16 protein-coding genes are annotated in these 16,379 nt (G+C 53.0%); 4 read left to right on the top strand and 12 right to left on the bottom strand.

What is annotated here, in order from left to right; all coding sequences use genetic code 11:
• The first annotated feature begins 239 nt into the window (after window positions 1-239).
• Window positions 240-2,531: a penicillin acylase family protein gene (locus L1285_RS21550; RefSeq protein ID WP_235414282.1), complete on the top strand. Its 2,292-nt coding sequence runs from the start codon at window positions 240-242 to the stop codon at window positions 2,529-2,531.
• Here L1285_RS21550 and L1285_RS21545 read toward each other — a convergent pair.
• From L1285_RS21545 to L1285_RS21525, 5 genes are all read right to left on the bottom strand, one after another.
• Entirely contained in the window at window positions 2,528-3,580 is a 1,053-nt protein-coding gene (locus L1285_RS21545) for a GGDEF domain-containing protein (RefSeq protein ID WP_235414281.1), read from the bottom strand. The genes L1285_RS21550 and L1285_RS21545 overlap by 4 nt on opposite strands.
• 88 nt (window positions 3,581-3,668) lie before the next feature.
• Window positions 3,669-4,541, bottom strand: a complete 873-nt coding sequence (locus L1285_RS21540; protein ID WP_235414280.1) for a multidrug transporter — start codon at window positions 4,539-4,541, stop codon at window positions 3,669-3,671.
• A 195-nt stretch (window positions 4,542-4,736) separates the two neighbouring features.
• Window positions 4,737-5,429, bottom strand: a complete 693-nt coding sequence (locus L1285_RS21535) for a pseudouridine synthase (RefSeq protein WP_235414279.1) — start codon at window positions 5,427-5,429, stop codon at window positions 4,737-4,739.
• Between the two features lie 43 nt (window positions 5,430-5,472).
• Window positions 5,473-6,609, bottom strand: coding sequence for a retropepsin-like aspartic protease family protein (locus L1285_RS21530; RefSeq protein WP_235414278.1), 1,137 nt, complete (start codon window positions 6,607-6,609; stop codon window positions 5,473-5,475).
• Window positions 6,610-6,620: 11 nt separating this feature from the next.
• Window positions 6,621-7,496: a dTDP-4-dehydrorhamnose reductase family protein gene (locus tag L1285_RS21525; protein WP_235414277.1), complete on the bottom strand. Its 876-nt coding sequence runs from the start codon at window positions 7,494-7,496 to the stop codon at window positions 6,621-6,623.
• 78 nt (window positions 7,497-7,574) lie between these two features.
• Between L1285_RS21525 and L1285_RS21520 the strand changes: the two genes are divergently transcribed.
• Window positions 7,575-8,882 (top strand): hypothetical protein, encoded by a 1,308-nt coding sequence (locus L1285_RS21520; protein ID WP_235414276.1) that lies wholly within the window; start codon window positions 7,575-7,577, stop codon window positions 8,880-8,882.
• A 64-nt stretch (window positions 8,883-8,946) separates the two neighbouring features.
• Here L1285_RS21520 and L1285_RS21515 read toward each other — a convergent pair whose 3' ends face one another.
• From L1285_RS21515 to lptM, 7 genes are all read right to left on the bottom strand, one after another.
• Complete coding sequence (locus L1285_RS21515; RefSeq protein ID WP_235414275.1) at window positions 8,947-10,446, bottom strand: peptide MFS transporter; 1,500 nt, start codon at window positions 10,444-10,446, stop codon at window positions 8,947-8,949.
• Between the two features lie 116 nt (window positions 10,447-10,562).
• Window positions 10,563-11,267: an HAD-IA family hydrolase gene (locus L1285_RS21510; protein WP_235414274.1), complete on the bottom strand. Its 705-nt coding sequence runs from the start codon at window positions 11,265-11,267 to the stop codon at window positions 10,563-10,565.
• Between the two features lie 59 nt (window positions 11,268-11,326).
• Window positions 11,327-12,271 carry a tyrosine recombinase XerC gene (locus tag L1285_RS21505; protein WP_235414273.1) on the bottom strand — a complete coding sequence of 315 codons (945 nt, stop codon included), beginning with the start codon at window positions 12,269-12,271 and terminating at the stop codon, window positions 11,327-11,329.
• On the bottom strand, window positions 12,268-12,912 hold the full coding sequence (locus L1285_RS21500; RefSeq protein WP_235414272.1) for a DUF484 family protein: 645 nt from the start codon (window positions 12,910-12,912) through the stop codon (window positions 12,268-12,270). Before L1285_RS21500 ends, L1285_RS21505 begins: the two co-directional genes overlap by 4 nt.
• A complete protein-coding gene (gene dapF / locus L1285_RS21495) occupies window positions 12,909-13,739 on the bottom strand; it encodes a diaminopimelate epimerase (RefSeq protein WP_130244944.1) in 831 nt (276 codons plus the stop codon). The genes L1285_RS21500 and dapF overlap by 4 nt, the downstream gene beginning before the upstream one ends.
• An 87-nt stretch (window positions 13,740-13,826) precedes the next feature.
• Window positions 13,827-15,080, bottom strand: a complete 1,254-nt coding sequence (gene lysA, locus L1285_RS21490; protein ID WP_235414271.1) for a diaminopimelate decarboxylase — start codon at window positions 15,078-15,080, stop codon at window positions 13,827-13,829.
• Window positions 15,081-15,278, bottom strand: coding sequence for an LPS translocon maturation chaperone LptM (lptM, locus tag L1285_RS21485; RefSeq protein ID WP_125721501.1), 198 nt, complete (start codon window positions 15,276-15,278; stop codon window positions 15,081-15,083).
• 127 nt (window positions 15,279-15,405) lie between these two features.
• On the opposite strand from lptM, the gene cyaY reads away from it, so the two are divergent.
• Complete coding sequence (cyaY, locus tag L1285_RS21480) at window positions 15,406-15,726, top strand: iron donor protein CyaY (protein WP_235414270.1); 321 nt, start codon at window positions 15,406-15,408, stop codon at window positions 15,724-15,726.
• Window positions 15,726-16,379, top strand: coding sequence for an alpha/beta hydrolase (locus tag L1285_RS21475; RefSeq protein ID WP_235414312.1), 654 nt, complete (start codon window positions 15,726-15,728; stop codon window positions 16,377-16,379). Before cyaY ends, L1285_RS21475 begins: the two co-directional genes overlap by 1 nt.

Here is a 16,379-nt window from a genome sequence, read left to right as displayed (position 1 = left end):
TAGTTGTCTGTATGAAAACTCGCCAAGGCCCAGATACATTTAAAGCACAAAAAAACCGTTGCCGAGGCTGACCAGTACCTTGGTATACATAATCTGATCTAACGCACTGATGAAGTCGTGCGAGCTGCACTTTGCAACTCTGTGTACTGGTAGCGTCAGATTCACTGAGATGTAATGCAATACAGCACAATAACCGCTAAGCTGGCTAAGGTCATTAATCAATCAAATGAGGGAAAGATATGCTGACTTGGCTGAAACGCGGGGTTGCGGTGCTGGTGTTGCTCGCACTGGCTGCCAGTGCAGTGGTGTATGGCGTGTTATCACTGAGCTTGCCGGCGCTCGACGGGCAGGGTCAGTCGGAGGGGGTGAGTGCAACCGTGACGTTGGAGCGAGATGCGCTCGGACAGGCGGTGATCACGGCTAAAAACCGCCATGATGCTGCTTATGCACTGGGTTTTGCACATGGCCAGGATCGCTTTTTCCAGATGGACCTGCTGCGTCGTAATGCCGCCGGAGAGCTGAGTGAACTATTTGGTGAAGCGGCGATTGGGCTGGATAAGCGCCTAAGGTTTCACCGCTTTCGTGCTCTGAGTCAGACCATTTTGCAGCAACTGCCGGAGTCTGAGCAGGTGTTGCTGGCACGTTACACCGAGGGAGTGAATGAAGGACAAGCGCAAAGTGGAATGACAAGCTTTGAATACCTGCTGTTAGGTGCTGAAGTCAGACCCTGGCAGCCAGAAGACAGCTTGCTGGTAATTTTCAGTATGTATCTGGATTTACAAGAAAGTACGATAAAAAGAGATGAGTCACTAATTTTAGTGGAGTCTTTATTTGGAAAAGAAATGGTAGATTTTATTCTGCAGCCAGGAAATTATCAGGCGTCGCTTGATGGGTCTAAAGTCACCAAAAAGGAGGTTTTGACACCAAATTTAGACGACATTGCTTATGTTGTTGGTATTACTCATATCAAAGAGCTTCCGCTTTATGGCAGTAACAACTGGGCTGTTACAGGACGGCATACTCAAACTGGTGCAGCCATGCTTTCAGACGATATGCACCTTGGCTTAAACGCACCGGCTATCTGGTATCGCGCGCAACTAAACTATAACTCCGCAACAAATCAGCCCATTCAGGTGACGGGCGTCACTTTACCGGGAGCACCCGCTGTGGTGGTGGGCAGTAACAATCACATCGCCTGGGGATTTACCAATGGTTATCTGGATACTGCCGACTGGATCCAGCTCGACCCGCAGAATGACAATACCTGGGAAGTAACTGAGCAACTGAATTTACCGGGTGGCAAGAGTGAAACGTTCAAGCTGACAATGAGTGATTTTGGCCCGGTCAAGGAGATCCAGGGTCAGCCCTATGCGCTGAGCTGGGTGGCACACCAGGACTATTCGGTTAATCTTGGGCTACTGACACTGGAGCAGGCCGACTCTGTGGATAGTGCGCTGGAGCAGGCCGCACACATTGCTATCCCGGTGCAAAACTTGGTGGTTGTGGATGCCAAAGGCAATGCCGCATGGCGCCCAACGGGCGCGGTGCCAGGTCGCCCAGAGCCCAGTGATTTGGCGGTTGACAGCCAGAATTACAGTACCGATTGGCAACACAACGAAGTTCAGCGGCCCGTGGTTAAAAACCCCTCTCATGGCAAGCTCTGGACGGCCAACTCCCGGGTGGTGTCGGCGCAGCAGCATCTGCGCTTTGGTGATGGTGGTTATGCACTGGGCGCGCGGGCAGTGCAGATCCGCGATCGCCTGATGGCGCAGAGCCAGTTTGATGAGGCAGACTTTATGCGTTTGCAGCTTGATAATGAAGCGCGCTTTCTCATGCCCTGGCATCAGCTGCTCAGCGAGCTACTGGCAAACAATGGCGACCGCTATGCCCGTGACAGCCATTACCTGGCCGACTGGCAGGCGTGCGCTTGCCCGGGCTCGGTTGGTTATACCCTAGTCAGGCGTTTTCGTGATCATACGCTTGATCAGCTGTTTGCACCGGTAGAAACAAAGCTGCAACAAGCAAAGGGCAGCTTGTCACCCTTAAAGCGCTATCTTGAGCCGGCTGCGTGGCAGCTGCTGCGTGAGCAACCTGCGCACTGGCAAGCACAGTATTCTGACTGGGATAGCCTGTTACTGGCTGCTTATGAAGCGGCTAAGACGCAGCTAACAGAAACCCAGGGTCGGGATATGGCGGCGTGGCAGTGGGGGCGAGTGAATCAGCTCGAGGTAAAGCATCCGTTTAGCCGGCAAATGCCACTGCTCAGTGGCTTGCTCGATATGCCGGTGGTTGCGGGGTTTGGTGACAGTTATATGCCCGCGGTACAAAAGCCGGCGTTTGGCGCCTCTCAGCGTTTTATCGCGCAACCAGGCCACCTGGATAACGCCATTATGAGCATTGCGGGAGGGCAAAGCGGCCATCCTTTATCGCCGTTTTATCGGGCTGGCTTTAGTGGCTATGCACAAGGTGAGGCGGTGCCCCTGTTTCCGGGTAAAATCACCCATCGCATTTCGTTTAAACCCCTGAACTAGCCAGAGCGGGCTGCAGTAATACAATTGCGGCCCTTTGCTTTGCTGCTGTATAGTGCATCGTCGGCCAGCTGCAAGGTCACAGAAAAGGGCAGCGCAGTGTGCCATAAGGCCACACCAAAACTCATGGTTGCCGTCAGCTCATCGCCGTTAAAGCGCTGCTTTTCCAGCGTTTGTCTCAGTGTCTCAAGGCGTTGGAGCGCTTCTTCCAGTGTACAGTCAACCAGTACCAGCAAAAACTCCTCCCCACCCCAGCGTACGGCAATGTCCTGATCAGTGACATGCTCGCGCAAAATATTAGATACGGTTTGCAGTACTTCGTCGCCTACGTCATGGCCCAGCTGGTCGTTGATCTGTTTAAAATGGTCCAGATCGGCCATCACGACACATAGAGGTTGATCATTGTGCACACAACTGGCATGGGCTCTTAAGATCAACTCCTTTGCATAACGGCGATTAAACAAGTTAGTAAGTGGATCTCTTGCGGCCAGAGTTGCCAGCTGCCGACGCTGAATAAAGGTGCTTTCGCGTATCTGTCCGATGACGTAAATCATCGGCAGGCCGCAGACAAAGACATTGATAAAATGAATTGGGCGAGCGTAGTCATGGAACACAAATGCGGTTTGCACGTCATTAAACAGCTCAAACAGGGCGGCAAATAGCACGATCAGGCTCAGCGACAGGGTGATGGCCAGTCGTAATTTCAGTTTCATGTCCAGCAGCAACATGCAGGCGATGGTCCACAGGTAATACTGAAAACCATAGTCCATGCCAAGGGTGGCGCACACCAGTACCGAGTGGGCGGTGACTTCGACACAAAATACCCTGAGTGCCAAATGGCTGTGGCCCAGATTGAGCAAATATATACCCGTTGCCCAGGCTGCGACGCTGGCGATATTGGCGATGGCCAGGATATACACCTGGCTGTACCAGAAGGCGAAAATAAACAGCAAATGCAAGCACAAGCAGTAATAAGCGACTTGCTTAAACAGCTTTACTTTGACCAGCTCTACTTCGTCCGGCTGACTATAAATGTGTTGCGCAATCGGCACGTAAGGCACTCAATTGTTATTGTTGCGATATCTTCAGTATAGAAAGCGTCGGCATTTTTTCCCTGAAAATTTATGTCAGGCCAGTCACCTAGCCCGTCATGACCAGCACTGCGGCCAGTGCTATCAGCCCCAGTCCCAGGGTATCACGTCGGCCAACGGGGGTTTTCAGCCACCACAATGAGATAGCAAGGGTGAAGAACACTTCAATCTGACCCAGGGTCTTCACATAAGCAACGTGTTGCAAGCTCATGGCACTAAACCAGCCAATCGACCCGATGCAGCTGGTGGTGCTGATGGCACTAGTCAGTCGGCGGTGTTGCCACAGCTGCCGCCAGGAGTCGGCTTCGGCATAGCTCAGGTAACCCGACAGCAGCAGAGTTTGACAGGATAACACCAGCAACAACACCCAGGCTGCGCTGTGAGGAAAGGGTAACTGAGTGGCAATACTGGCTTCTCGCACCCACAAAGACGTGAGTGCAAAGGCACCGCCGCAGGCAAGTCCCAGCAGGGCGGTCGACAGCTGAAATTGCCGCAGGGTCACGCCGCTGAGCATCAGCACGGCTATGCCGCCGAGCACAACACCCAGCCAGCCCAGCGCGCTCAGGTGAGAGCCAAAAAACACCACGCCCAGCATAGCCGCCAATAAAGCCTCACTTTTGGCCAGGCCCACACCCACAGCGTAATTATTGCGTTTGAACAGGACCACCATTAACCCGGTGGCGATGATCTGCATCACGCTCGCGCCGCCAATATAGCCCAGTAAAGTTGGATTAAAGGTCAGTGCGGGTGCCGCCTGCCAGTGGTACAGGCCCAGCAGGTATAGCGCGGCCAGAGGCGTGGCTAACAGAAAACGGGCCAGCGTGACACTGGCCACACTGGCGTGCTGGCTCAAACGGCTTTGCAGGGCGTTACGCCAGGCCTGGCTAAATGCGGCCAGACAGGTAAAGGCAATCCATTCCATACGTAATGACTTTTAGTAATTCAGGAGCCCTGACGCTACCTGCGTCGGCCGAGAATTACCAGCGCCTTGAGAAATATTCAGCATAAAAAGGGTCAATGGTGGTGCGACAATTTGCCACAGTGTGTCGCGGCTCGCCGCGCGCTATACTGCTTAGCGATGCTACTTTTTACCGCCCAGGCAGCCGGTCGGGCGGTATTATTTTTCCTTTTCCAGCAGTTCAAGCTGCGTCAGGGCAATGGCCTGATAGTGTCCGGGCGGCAGAGCCTGTGCATTCAGGTGCAAATTGGCTATCCGCACCCGATATAAATCCACCACCCGATAACCACAATAACGCGCCATTTTACGGATCTGCCGGTTCAGCCCCTGTTTGAGAATGATGGTAAAGGAATCGGCTGAAACAGGCTCGACCCGACACGGCAGAGTCATGACGCCATCTACTGGCACACCTGCACGCATTTGCGCACAAAATTGCGCATCAAACGGGCGGTCTACCACCACCCGATACTCTTTTTCCTGATGATGGTCGGGGTGGATAAGCCGGTTACAGAGTTCGCCGTCATTGGTGAGTAGCAACAATCCGCGACTGTCTTTATCCAGCCGTCCAATAGGATAAACACGCTCACCCGGGGGCAGGTAATGGATCAGGCTGCTAGTGTCGTCCGGGCGTAACTTGCAGTCAATGTCCACAGGTTTGTGGTACATGTAGAGCTTTTTCGGGGCCGGACCGGACACCGGGCGGCCGCTGACAGAAACGTCGTCGTCGTCGGTAACATGGTCAATGTGGTTCGCCGGGCGACCATTCACAGTCACCTCAGCGGCTTCGATCAGTCGAGAGGCCTGACGGCGGGAACAGATACCACAGTGACTCAGGTATTTGGCTAGGCGCATTGGCTGCATAAAGGAGATAACCCGGGAGCAAAAGCTCAGTATATCAATTGTGGCTGCGCGGGCGCAAAATCAGCACTGCATTTTGCTGGTCGATATCAAAGTCAAAATGGCGCAGGAAGTTCATGCCCAGCAGTCCGGGGCCTGAGCGCATCTCATTCATCACCGCAAACTGCATGGGACCACGTACCTGATCGCCAATTTGCATCTGCTCACTTTGATAAAATTCGACGCTCGCCAGACCATTGGCCGTAGACACGGTGCGGGTATCGAGGTAGTCAACGGCCTGCGCCAGGGTCGCGAATTGTTGTTGGGTCAGCGACGTCACGCTGGCGCCGGTGTCTATCATCAATTCAATGGTGGTGCCAGCGAGCCGGGCTTCGACGACAAAATGACTACCCAGGCGACGCAGCGGGACATGCGTAACGCCCTGTTGCAACGCTTGTGCGCGCTGATAAAGTGCCTCCGTCTTTTGGTGGTGGCGCAGGGTATGATCCGCCTGGGCAATTAAAAACAAGGCTTCGGCAGGCTGCAATAATGCCAGGTGTGCCTCGACCTGGTGTGTCAGCAGGGGCAGCATGTGTGGCTTTTCATCGTACCAGGGCGCGGCAAGTGTCAGCAGCTCATGCCATTGTTGCTGCTGGCTCAGTTCAACCAGGCGTGGCACCAGCAACGTATCAACCAGCGTTTGCCATTTTGCATACTGTGGGTTGCGCCGGTACGCAATTAGGAGCCGGGTAAGTGCTTCATCGGGTTGCCCAAGAGATTGATAGAGCATAATTTCTAGCCGTTGTGCTGTCACTGCCTGGGGGTCGGCTCTGAGGTAACCCTGTACCAGCGCCAGCTGGGCAAACAACTGGGCACGGCTGGCTTGTGCCAACTGGGTATCTATCCATTGCCACCACTGCTGCGCATAACGCTTTGTGATGTCCGGGTGGGTTTGTCGCGCTTGCAGCAAACTGGCCAGAGCCTGTTCATAACGGGCCTGCTCAAATGCCTGCTGGGCCTGGGCAAAAGAGGCTGGCGTGCCGCTGTTTTTGGATTGTACTGCTCTGGCCTGTGGAGTCGAAGGAGGCAAGGTCGAGTCTGCAGGTTGCAATGCAGGCGATAACTGATAGAGCTGCCAGCCCAGGTAAGTGTTGAGCAGCAAAGAGAGTCCTAACAGCGTTGATTTCACCTGCATTACCTGTGCTCCTAGCGGTGCTTACTCAGCACGCTTGCTATCGCTGAGGTAAAATCGCGATGATGGGCAATCCCTAACTCGTGCAGGCGGGTGTCCTGAAGTGCACAGTTGTGCGGCCGGGCTGCGCTTTGCGTCGGCTCAGGCACAGCAACAAGCTGTTCGGCGTCTATGCCTAACTGCGCTGCCATAGTGCGTGCCATCTGATACTTGGTCATCGCCTGAGTATCCGACACATGATAGATCCCACCTAGTTTCTCAGCAGGCAGTGCCACTAAGTCGGCCAGCGTGAGTGCGACATCTTCAACATGAGTAGGGTAACGGACGGCCCAGTCGTCGTGCGCGCCGGATGGGGATGCTTTGAGTTGCTCGGCAATAACTGTTACTGCCGACTCAGCCAGGTATTCGACCTCACCATACAGTACGGGGATGCGGATAACGCAATGGCCCGGGTCGATAGACAGCACGGCCTGCTCTGCCCGTTGCTTACTCTGACCGTAAAAATTGAGCGGGTTGGTTGTTGCCTGCTCGTTATAAGGTGGCTGAGTGCCGTCAAAGACGTAGTCGGTGCTGATAAAAAATAATCGGATCCCACGCTGGTTGCATTGTGCGGCCAGGTACTCACTGGCAGCAACATTGAGTGCCAGCGTCTGAGCATGATCCGTTTCACAAACATCTGGTTTTCGCTCTGCGGCAGCGTGGATCAGCACGTCCGGCTGATAGGTGTCCAAAAATCGACAAACCTCAGCCTGCTCACTGAGATCCAGTGCCACCAAGGGAGCTGTAGCTCGCCGGTAGCCACACCCTATCACGTCATGGTGTGGTTTTAGTGTGCTATAAATGGCGCGCCCGAGTAATCCGGTAGCGCCGGTAATGGCGATTTTCGTCATGCTGGCTCCGTTGCGAAAGTGTGCTAACTGTGTTCTATTGTACCTGCAAACTGTTATTACAACACAGAAGGATTTGCAATGAAAATACTGAATGTCCGTGCTCTGATGGCCACGGTATCACTGTTTTGTGGCAATGTGGTGGCCGCAGCAATTTATCCAATTGGCAGCAGCTGCACGCTGGATGATGTCCGCCCAGCCATGAAACTTCAAGCTGAATTGAAACAACGAAAAGGTCAGCAGCTCCATGATATTATCGACTTATTAAAAGCAGATCTCTTTGACGAGCTGCAGAGTAAGTTGTCTGGCTATCCTAATGGCGTTGAGATTGACTCACTCACTTTCGACTATGACGAAGTATCCGGCTCAGCGTTATACCACACGATTGTAGAAGCTAAGCTCACGGCTCATGCTGTTAAGACATGCGCCAGTAATAATCGCATTACACGTGCCGCTGATTTGAATGTGCAACCGGTTAATCAACACCAACAGTCATCTGTGACCGAATACGCAATCAATATTGATATCGTGCGTGAGGTGAAGCAGCAGCATTTGCCCACCAATGTTATTACGCCATCGAGCGTATTCGGTATTCATTTAGGTACCCGCTTTGCGGATGCTGAACGTTTGATCGGGCGCTTTAGCCTGCTCTGGCAACTTGATGCCAAAACTCGATTGGCTACGATAGGACGCAATCATGCGCTATTTTTTGTCGATGATCAGTTTGTGGGCTACCAGTATGCTAACTTTCTTTTCCCAACGGTCATTAATAATCTTGTCGAGTTTCAGTCCCTGGACATGATGCTCACTGTGGGTGAGAATTCGCTGACGGTATCAAACGGGCTCATGATGGACGACTCGCAAAGTGAGTTTATTCGTAAAGCATTTTCTGTTAATCAAACGGTTAAAGTCAGGCTGGCCGATGAGGGGAGTGAGGCCACTAAGCTGGAGCACCTTGAAATAGGGAAATTACCCTCGCTTGCAAACGGGGTATCATCCCTACCTTGTTTGACCACAGCGCAGAGCACATCGGTAAAAGAAAAAGATCTTACCGGGATGATTGAGCTTGTATCAGTGCAAGGTGAGCAGGTGTATATGAGCGGGTGCAGCGAGGTGATTACCCTGGAGAAGGGCGGCAGAGTTAAGCAGTTGGATTTACTTGAACCTATCCGCATTAGAAATGCGCAACTGTGGCAGGCCACACGCCTGTTTGACTTTCAGCCGTGGCAATTTCGCCATCTTGCATATCACACAGCGCTATCTGACCTTGATATAACAGATGAAGAATTAGTGGATGATGTTTTGGAAATTGAACAGCAAAGCTGGTTTGGTCACTTTTTTGTTGAACAAAGCAAAGTTGTGGCGGGTACTGTCTATTTTAGCCTATAAAGCATGGGGTCTGCACTTTAGCAGACCCCATTCCCTCAATAAGCGGTAGTTAAAGCACAATGCGTTATGCCGCTTGCTGCTGACCCTGACCTTCCCAGACTTTGGCACGCAAGCCAAACAGGCCAACCAGGATCCCCACGCCAATACAGAACAGGCTGATCTGCAGATACAGATTCGGCATCTGCTCCACGTTATTGGGGTCAAAATTACCAGCCAGCAGGCCCGAGATAATGTTTCCGATTGAGTAAGTTAACACAAATACGCCCATCATCTGTCCGGCAAAGCGTTTTGGCGACAGCTTGCTGACTGCACTCAGTGCCACCGGGCTCAGGCATAACTCACCAACTGTATGCAGAAAGTAAGTGGTTACCAGCCACATGGGCGCGACCTTAAGGCCTTGCGCAGCGTACTGAGCGGCAAAGAACATGACGATAAAGCCACTGGCCATGATCACCAGGCCAATGGCACATTTTACTGTGTACGACGGCGAGATCATGCGCTTGGCCAGGTTGATCCACAGGGCCGCGAAGAAGGGCGACAGTATGATGATAAAAAAGGAGTTAGTCGACTGGAACCAGGCGGTGGGAATACTAAAGTCGCCAATCAGTCGGTCGGTATAGTCGCGGGCAAACAGGTTCAAAGAAGAACCAGCCTGCTCAAACCCGGACCAGAAGCAGGCTGAGGCCACACAGACCAAAAAGAGTGCCCACATTTTGCGTTTCTCATCGTGTTCCAGCTCGCCGGCAAAGTAAATAAACCCGTAATAGGCGAAGAAGATAAGGGTAAACGCCACGGCCACATATTGGGCAACCACCACAGGATTAATGGTGATCAGCCCACTGTAGGTGAGTGCCACCACGCCCGCAACGACGGCAACCACCGCCCCTATGACCGACCAGGCCTTGCGCGCCTTTTCAGCAGGAAGCGGGTTGCTGGGCTGGTCGCCGACCTCGGCAATATTACCCAGAGTGTGGCGATACTGAATTAGGCCAACACCCATGCCTACCGCGGCCGCGCCAAACGCCCAGTGCCAGCCCAGGTTTTCCATAAAGTAGCCACAAATGGTATAGCCGAGCACCGACCCCAGGTTGATCCCCATGTAGTACAGGGCGTAGCCGCCATCGCGTCGCTCGTCTTCATCGCGATAAAGCTGACCCACCATGGCGCTGATATTGGGTTTTAGCAAACCGGTGCCCGCAGCCACCAGGATCAGGCCAATGAAAAAGGTTTCATGGGCCGGAATGGCCAGCACGATATGGCCACACATGATGATGATACCGCCGTACCAGACGGTGCGCTGACCGCCCAGCAGACGATCGGCTATCCAGCCGCCGGGTAAGCCCAGAAAGTACACCGCGCCTGTGTATAAGCCATAGATGGCCGCAGCTGCTGCCACGGTGAACTCCAGGCCTTCTTCTTGCAAAGAGGCGGTCATAAAAAGCACCAGCAGGGCGCGCATACCGTAGTAGCTCATGCGCTCCCACATTTCAGTAAAAAAGAGGGTAGACAGGCCTTTGGGATGGCCAAAAAATCCCGTATCAAGATGAGTGTCCTGAGATGACATAATAGACTTCCGATTGTTGTTTTATTATCCGAAAGTCTTATTAGTACGTGATTTGTTAAAAATTTGCAACCGAAGTCAGTTGGCCTTCGACCGAGAGGAAATGCCCTGCGCAGAGGTTATTTCAGCAGTAATGACAGGGCATGGATATCACCAATTTCAATGTCGGCGAGACCCTGATAACGGTAGGCAACATCCTGATTGTTTAGCCAAACACTGCGACATCCAGCCAGGTTGGCACCTTGCACATCCGTATCCAGGCTGTCACCTATGTGCAGTATCTGGTGCGGCGCCACAGCGCAGTACTGACAGGCGGCGTCAAACAGGTCGGCATGGGGCTTAGCACGGCCATCTCGCCCTGCCATAAACACCTGTTCGAACTGACCGGCGAGGTTGAAGCGCTCTACCTCAACATTGCCATTAGTGATGGCAATCAACCGGAAGCGCTTGCTCAAACGCGCCAGCAGCGCCAAGACCGATGCGCTAACCTCAATCTGACTGCGTGCGGTTGCGAACGCCTGATAAGCAGCATCGGCATGTTGCTCAACGTCTGCATCGCTAAACCCGGCTTGCTGTAAGCCATAGCGCAGTGCAGCCTGACGCCAGCGGGTAACGTCATTGGTGAGCTCGCTTTGCTCGGTGGCAACGTGCTGGCGGCATTCGAGCCAAAATTGTGGACCCTGGGCACGCCAGGGCGCTAGTGCATTCACGTAGTCGTTCATTGCCTGCACCGCATTCGCAATGATAGGGTGGTTGTTATACAAAGTATCGTCCAGGTCGAAGCTCAGTACCTGGATCTTATCAATAGCACGGTTAAATCGCATAACACCTCTCAGTTGTTCAAGTTTGCCAGAGTGTACCTAAAGAAACGCTTCAGGCCTACTTAGTCTTTACGTTGTTTGCGGGCTCGGGGATGGGCGTTGTCATACACTTTGGCAAGATGACCAAAGTCGACATGGGTATAGACCTGAGTTGCCGACAGGCTGGTGTGGCCCAGCATTTCCTGGATGGCCCGTAGATCGCCACTGGATTCGAGTAAGTGGGTGGCAAAGGAGTGACGCAATTTGTGGGGGTGAATGGTACCGGTAATACCCTGGCGGACCCCCCATTCCTGCATTCTGGCACGCACGTGACGGGCCGAGATGCGGGTTTTGCGTTTGCTGACAAACAGTGCCGGCTCATCAGCAGGGGCGAACAAAGGACGATATTTTAACCACAGTGCAATGGCCTCCAGGGCCTTACCGCCCACGGGCACAACCCGCTCTTTATTGCCCTTACCCAGCACTCGTATTTCACCATCGCGGATATCGTGCAGGTTGGCATTGACCAGCTCGCTTACTCGCAGTCCGCTGGAATACATCAGCTCCATCATGGCCTTGTCGCGCACTGCGAGCGCATCGTCATCTGCAATGTCTAGCAGTTGCGCCATCTGATCCACATCGAGGCTTTTTGGCAGCGGCTTTTGAAATTTTGGTCCACGTAGCCCCTGGACCGGGTTGTAGGCGTCTTGATCTGTAGCGTGTTTGTGCTGCAAAAACTTGTATAAGCTGCGCACACAGCTGAGTTTTAGATTGATACTGCGCGGGTTGTATTGGCGGGTGCGCAGCTGCATTGAGTAGCGCCTGACCAGCTCACTGCTGACTGCCAGCCAGTGCTCACAGTGGGGGGCAAAAAAAGCTGCCGCCTGCAATAACTGGCGGTGATACTGTCCCAGGGTGTGGGCTGAGTACTGACGTTCAAATTTCAGGTAATTGGCAAAGTCGGCAATCGGCTCCAGCCAGCCCGGCCCAAGCTCGCTTGGATCCACATCCAGGTGTGGCTTACTCATGCCAGATGCTGCAATCTAAGTTGCAAAGAAGACACTAGCTCACTGACAAACAGCGAGCCGTTACCAGGGGCAAAATGATCGGCGCAATGACTGGCAAACAATAACACGGCCTGCGGGTTATCCTTGTCGCCCAGTGTATATAACGCAAACGACTGACATTGTTCGTCTTCGACCAGGCCGGTGCGTTCTGCCTGATTCAGGCGGCCCTGATAACCATTGCTGTCTTTTAAGCGGCTGTGCCTGAGCGCATTCACTGCACGGGCTTGCTCACTGTCGTCACTGAGGTTAACCAGCTGGCAGTGATTGACGTTAGGCAGTTGGGTTAACTCCTGACTCAACAGCTCGGTCAGGGCTGACACATCCTGACATTGCCACAGGCGTCGCTGACACTCACTGAACAAACGATAAATCTGTTCATTTTCTTGTGCGTGCGCGACCATCTGCGCAATTTGCTTTTGCAGCTGCTGATTTTGTTCACGCAAAGTACGTTGCTGTAACAGTGCCAGGTTAGGCGCGCCCTGGGTATCGCTGTACAGGTTCAGCTCCAGCAACAGATACGGGTGCGCTAGCAAAAAATCGGGATGCTGGTGCAGAAAGTCCTGCACCAGCTGGTGTGTCAGTGGACCTTCTGAGTGGCTCATAACGCAATTTGTCCGTCAAAGACGTGTTCTGCAGGGCCAGTCATTTTAACGCTCTGGCCTGGGCCATTCCAGCGCACCTGAATACTGCCTCCGGGCAGGTCAACACGCACTGTGCTGGCCAGTTTATCCTGCGCTATGCCGACGACTGCGGCAGCGCAAGCGCCACTGCCACATGCCAGGGTTTCTGCGGCGCCCCGCTCCCAGACACGCAGTTTGATATGTTCACGGTTAATGATCTGCATAAAGCCAATATTAGCACGTTTTGGAAAGCGCTCATGGGTTTCCAGCAGCGGTCCCAGCGTGTTCACATCTGCCTGCTCAATGTCTTCGACCTCAATCACGCAATGCGGATTCCCCATAGAAACCACACCACAAAACACCGTATGTTCTTCGGCGCGCAGAATATAGGTTTGTTCTTGCTGTTTTGCCTTAAATGGCACCTGTGCAGGCGCAAATTCGGGTTTGCCCATATTCACGGTGACCTGGCCGTCTTTTTCGGTAAACAGCGTAATATTGCCGCCTTTCGTGGACACGCTCACTTTGTGTTTGTTGGTCAGGCCCTTCATGCGGACAAAGCGGGCGAAGCAGCGTGCGCCATTGCCACATTGTTCTACTTCGGTGCCGTCGGCATTGAATATACGATAATGAAAGTCCAGGTCGGGCGAATAGGGCGGTTCAACCAACAGTAGCTGGTCGAATCCGATGCCAAAATTGCGGTGTGCCAGTTTACGGATCTGGTCCCGCGACAAAAAGACATTCTGGGTCACGTTATCCACGACCACGAAGTCATTGCCCAAACCATGCATCTTTGAAAAATTTACAAACATAAAGCCTTATCTATTTTGGTGTCGCGCTGTGTATGCACGCACCTATTTTATGATTGTGATACCCTTACTTTGCCACGCCGTGCGCTATTACGGAAGCACTTGCTCGCCCTGCCACAGCGATTCCAGCGTTTCTCGTTGGCGGATCAGGTGGCAAGTATCGCCATCGACCATGATTTCTGCAATGCGCGGGCGTGAGTTGTAATTTGAGCTCATGGTAAAGCCATAGGCCCCGGCGCCGCGTTGTGCCAACAAGTCTCCGGGCTGAATCGCGAGCGGTCGGTCTTTGCCGATAAAATCTCCGGTCTCACAAACAGGCCCTACAACATCATAGGTATGCAAGGGTGTATCGTCCTGTCTTGGGGCGACCGCAATGATCTGCTGCCACGCCTGATATAGCGAAGGGCGCAGCATGTCGTTCATGCCCGCATCGACGATCGCAAAATGCTTGTCTTTGGTCGGTTTCAGGTATTCCACTTTGGTAACCAGTATGCCAGCATTCGCTGCAATGGCACGGCCTGGTTCAAAGATCAGCTCCAGATGTTGATAGTCGGCAAGTCGTGCCTTGACCTCAGCGGCATATGCGCTGGGGTGGGGTGGTTTTTCGCTGTCGTAGGGCACACCCAGACCGCCACCAATATCCAGGTGCTGCAAGGTAATACCGGCCGACTCAAGCGTGTTGACCAGCGCCAGCACTTTGTCCAGCGCGGCAATAAAGGGCGCAACTTCAGTTAACTGTGAGCCAATGTGGAAGTCGATGCCTACGACTTTGATGCCGGGCAGGGCACATGCCAGCTGATAAACATTAAAGGCTTCTTTAATGTCGATACCGAATTTATTCTCTTTCAGCCCGGTGGAAATATACGGGTGTGTTTTGGCATCTATATCCGGATTAACCCGAATAGAAATGGGCGCGAGCAGCTCAAGCTCACTGGCAACCTCACTGATGCGACGCAATTCAGCGGCAGACTCTACGTTAAAACACTTGATGCCTGTTTTGAGCGCAAAAGCGATTTCCTGAGCCGTTTTGGCAACGCCGGAAAACACGATTTTGGCCGGGGAGCCGCCCGCTTTGAGAACCCGCGCCAGCTCCCCCTGAGAGACAATATCAAATCCGGCGCCCAATCTGGCCAAGACATTCAGCACAGCCAGGTTGCTGTTGGCCTTGACGGCATAACAAACCAGGTGAGGGTGTCCCTGTGCCGCGTCGGTGAACGCATGATAGTGACGCTCCAGCGTCTTTCGGGAATACACATAACAGGGCGTGCCATAGTTTTCGGCGATGTCACGGATGGCGACCTGCTCAGCATGGAGTTGATTATCCTGATAGTGAAAGAAATCCATTTATGACTCCTGTTTCGTATCAGCATCCTCAGACGATCCGCTATCCTGTTCAGGCTGAGGAGCCTGCTCGGGCGCGTTGGTCGGTTGGGCGCGTTGCTCGGGTAAGTATAGAGGCCCACTCTGACCGCATCCACTTAACAGCAAGAGGCTGGTCAAGATCAGGGTAAATAGGCTAAATTGAGTGTGTGTCGCTTTCATTAGATTAATGATGTCAGTGCCTTTATAATCGCAGAGTAACAGAATTGGTAAAAAAAGCAGCTTAGAAAGTAAATTTAATTGCGCCAAAGTGGCGGACTTTCGGGGTTTGCACAGTAAGGATCAAGCTATGACAGATCATGAATATCACGAGTTAGCCGATGCGTTAATGTTAACCATTGAGGAACAAATTGACGACTGTGAGGTGGACCTGGATTATGAATCGGCATCCGGGATCCTGGAAATCATTTTTCCGGATCGCAGTAAAATTGTGATTAATAAGCAAGCCCCGCTGCACCAGGTGTGGGTGGCGACTAAGTTTAACGGGCATCACTTTGAATTGCGCGACACCCAGTGGATTGATAACCGCAGTGGCGCTGAGTTCTGGCAGTTTATGAGCGATGCCGCAACCCGCCAGGCGGGTCAGTGTATTGAATGGCAGCACGACTGATGCTGCCGTTTGTAGAATACCCGGCCCAGGGAACCCACAGGGCAAGTGTGATTTGGCTGCACGGCCTTGGCGATTCCGGCGATGGCTTTTTGCCTATTGCGCCAGAGCTAAGATTACCCGCCGAACTGGGTGTCCGGTTTATTTTCCCGCATGCGCCAGAGCAGCCGGTGACTGTGAACAACTCCATGGTGATGCGCTCCTGGTATGACATCAAATCTTTTGATCTGGATAAAAGAGCCGACGAGGCCGGTGTGAGAGACTCAGCGAAATTGGTCGAGGCATTAATTGATGCCGAGCTGGCTGTGGGGATACCACCGGAGCGTATTATTTTGGCTGGATTTTCGCAGGGCGGCGTGATGGCGCTGCACGTAGCACCGCGTTTTAAGACGCGCCTGGGCGGCGTTTTGGCGCTCTCTTGCTACATGTGTGCCCCGGATAAACTGGCTCAGGAGGCACAGCAAACTGACCTCAATGTGTTTATGGCACATGGCAGTCTGGACCCTGTGGTGCCGATGATGGCAGGACAACAGGCATTTGAAACCTTACAAGCACAAGGCTATGAAGTAAGCTGGCAGGATTACCCGATGCAGCATCAGGTTTGTCAGGAAGAGCTGGAGGCAATCCGCACCTGGTTACTGGCCAGGTTAACGTGA

Origin of the sequence: Pseudoalteromonas sp. DL2-H2.2, from assembly GCF_021532535.1 — a bacterium.
Taxonomy (GTDB): domain Bacteria; phylum Pseudomonadota; class Gammaproteobacteria; order Enterobacterales; family Alteromonadaceae; genus Pseudoalteromonas; species Pseudoalteromonas rubra_A.
This window is presented reverse-complemented; position numbering and strand designations above follow the sequence as displayed.

Excerpts from the sequence above, each read along its gene's own strand:
- L1285_RS21550 (WP_235414282.1), top strand. The coding sequence starts at position 240 with ATGCTGACTTGGCTGAAACGCGGGGTTGCGGTGCTGGTGTTGCTCGCA.
- L1285_RS21540 (WP_235414280.1), bottom strand. The coding sequence starts at position 4,541 with ATGGAATGGATTGCCTTTACCTGTCTGGCCGCATTTAGCCAGGCCTGG.
- L1285_RS21535 (WP_235414279.1), bottom strand. The coding sequence starts at position 5,429 with ATGCGCCTAGCCAAATACCTGAGTCACTGTGGTATCTGTTCCCGCCGT.
- L1285_RS21530 (WP_235414278.1), bottom strand. The coding sequence starts at position 6,609 with ATGCAGGTGAAATCAACGCTGTTAGGACTCTCTTTGCTGCTCAACACT.
- L1285_RS21525 (WP_235414277.1), bottom strand. The coding sequence starts at position 7,496 with ATGACGAAAATCGCCATTACCGGCGCTACCGGATTACTCGGGCGCGCC.
- L1285_RS21520 (WP_235414276.1), top strand. The coding sequence starts at position 7,575 with ATGAAAATACTGAATGTCCGTGCTCTGATGGCCACGGTATCACTGTTT.
- L1285_RS21515 (WP_235414275.1), bottom strand. The coding sequence starts at position 10,446 with ATGTCATCTCAGGACACTCATCTTGATACGGGATTTTTTGGCCATCCC.
- L1285_RS21510 (WP_235414274.1), bottom strand. The coding sequence starts at position 11,267 with ATGCGATTTAACCGTGCTATTGATAAGATCCAGGTACTGAGCTTCGAC.
- L1285_RS21505 (WP_235414273.1), bottom strand. The coding sequence starts at position 12,271 with ATGAGTAAGCCACACCTGGATGTGGATCCAAGCGAGCTTGGGCCGGGC.
- L1285_RS21500 (WP_235414272.1), bottom strand. The coding sequence starts at position 12,912 with ATGAGCCACTCAGAAGGTCCACTGACACACCAGCTGGTGCAGGACTTT.
- dapF (WP_130244944.1), bottom strand. The coding sequence starts at position 13,739 with ATGTTTGTAAATTTTTCAAAGATGCATGGTTTGGGCAATGACTTCGTG.
- lysA (WP_235414271.1), bottom strand. The coding sequence starts at position 15,080 with ATGGATTTCTTTCACTATCAGGATAATCAACTCCATGCTGAGCAGGTC.
- lptM (WP_125721501.1), bottom strand. The coding sequence starts at position 15,278 with ATGAAAGCGACACACACTCAATTTAGCCTATTTACCCTGATCTTGACC.
- cyaY (WP_235414270.1), top strand. The coding sequence starts at position 15,406 with ATGACAGATCATGAATATCACGAGTTAGCCGATGCGTTAATGTTAACC.
- L1285_RS21475 (WP_235414312.1), top strand. The coding sequence starts at position 15,726 with ATGCTGCCGTTTGTAGAATACCCGGCCCAGGGAACCCACAGGGCAAGT.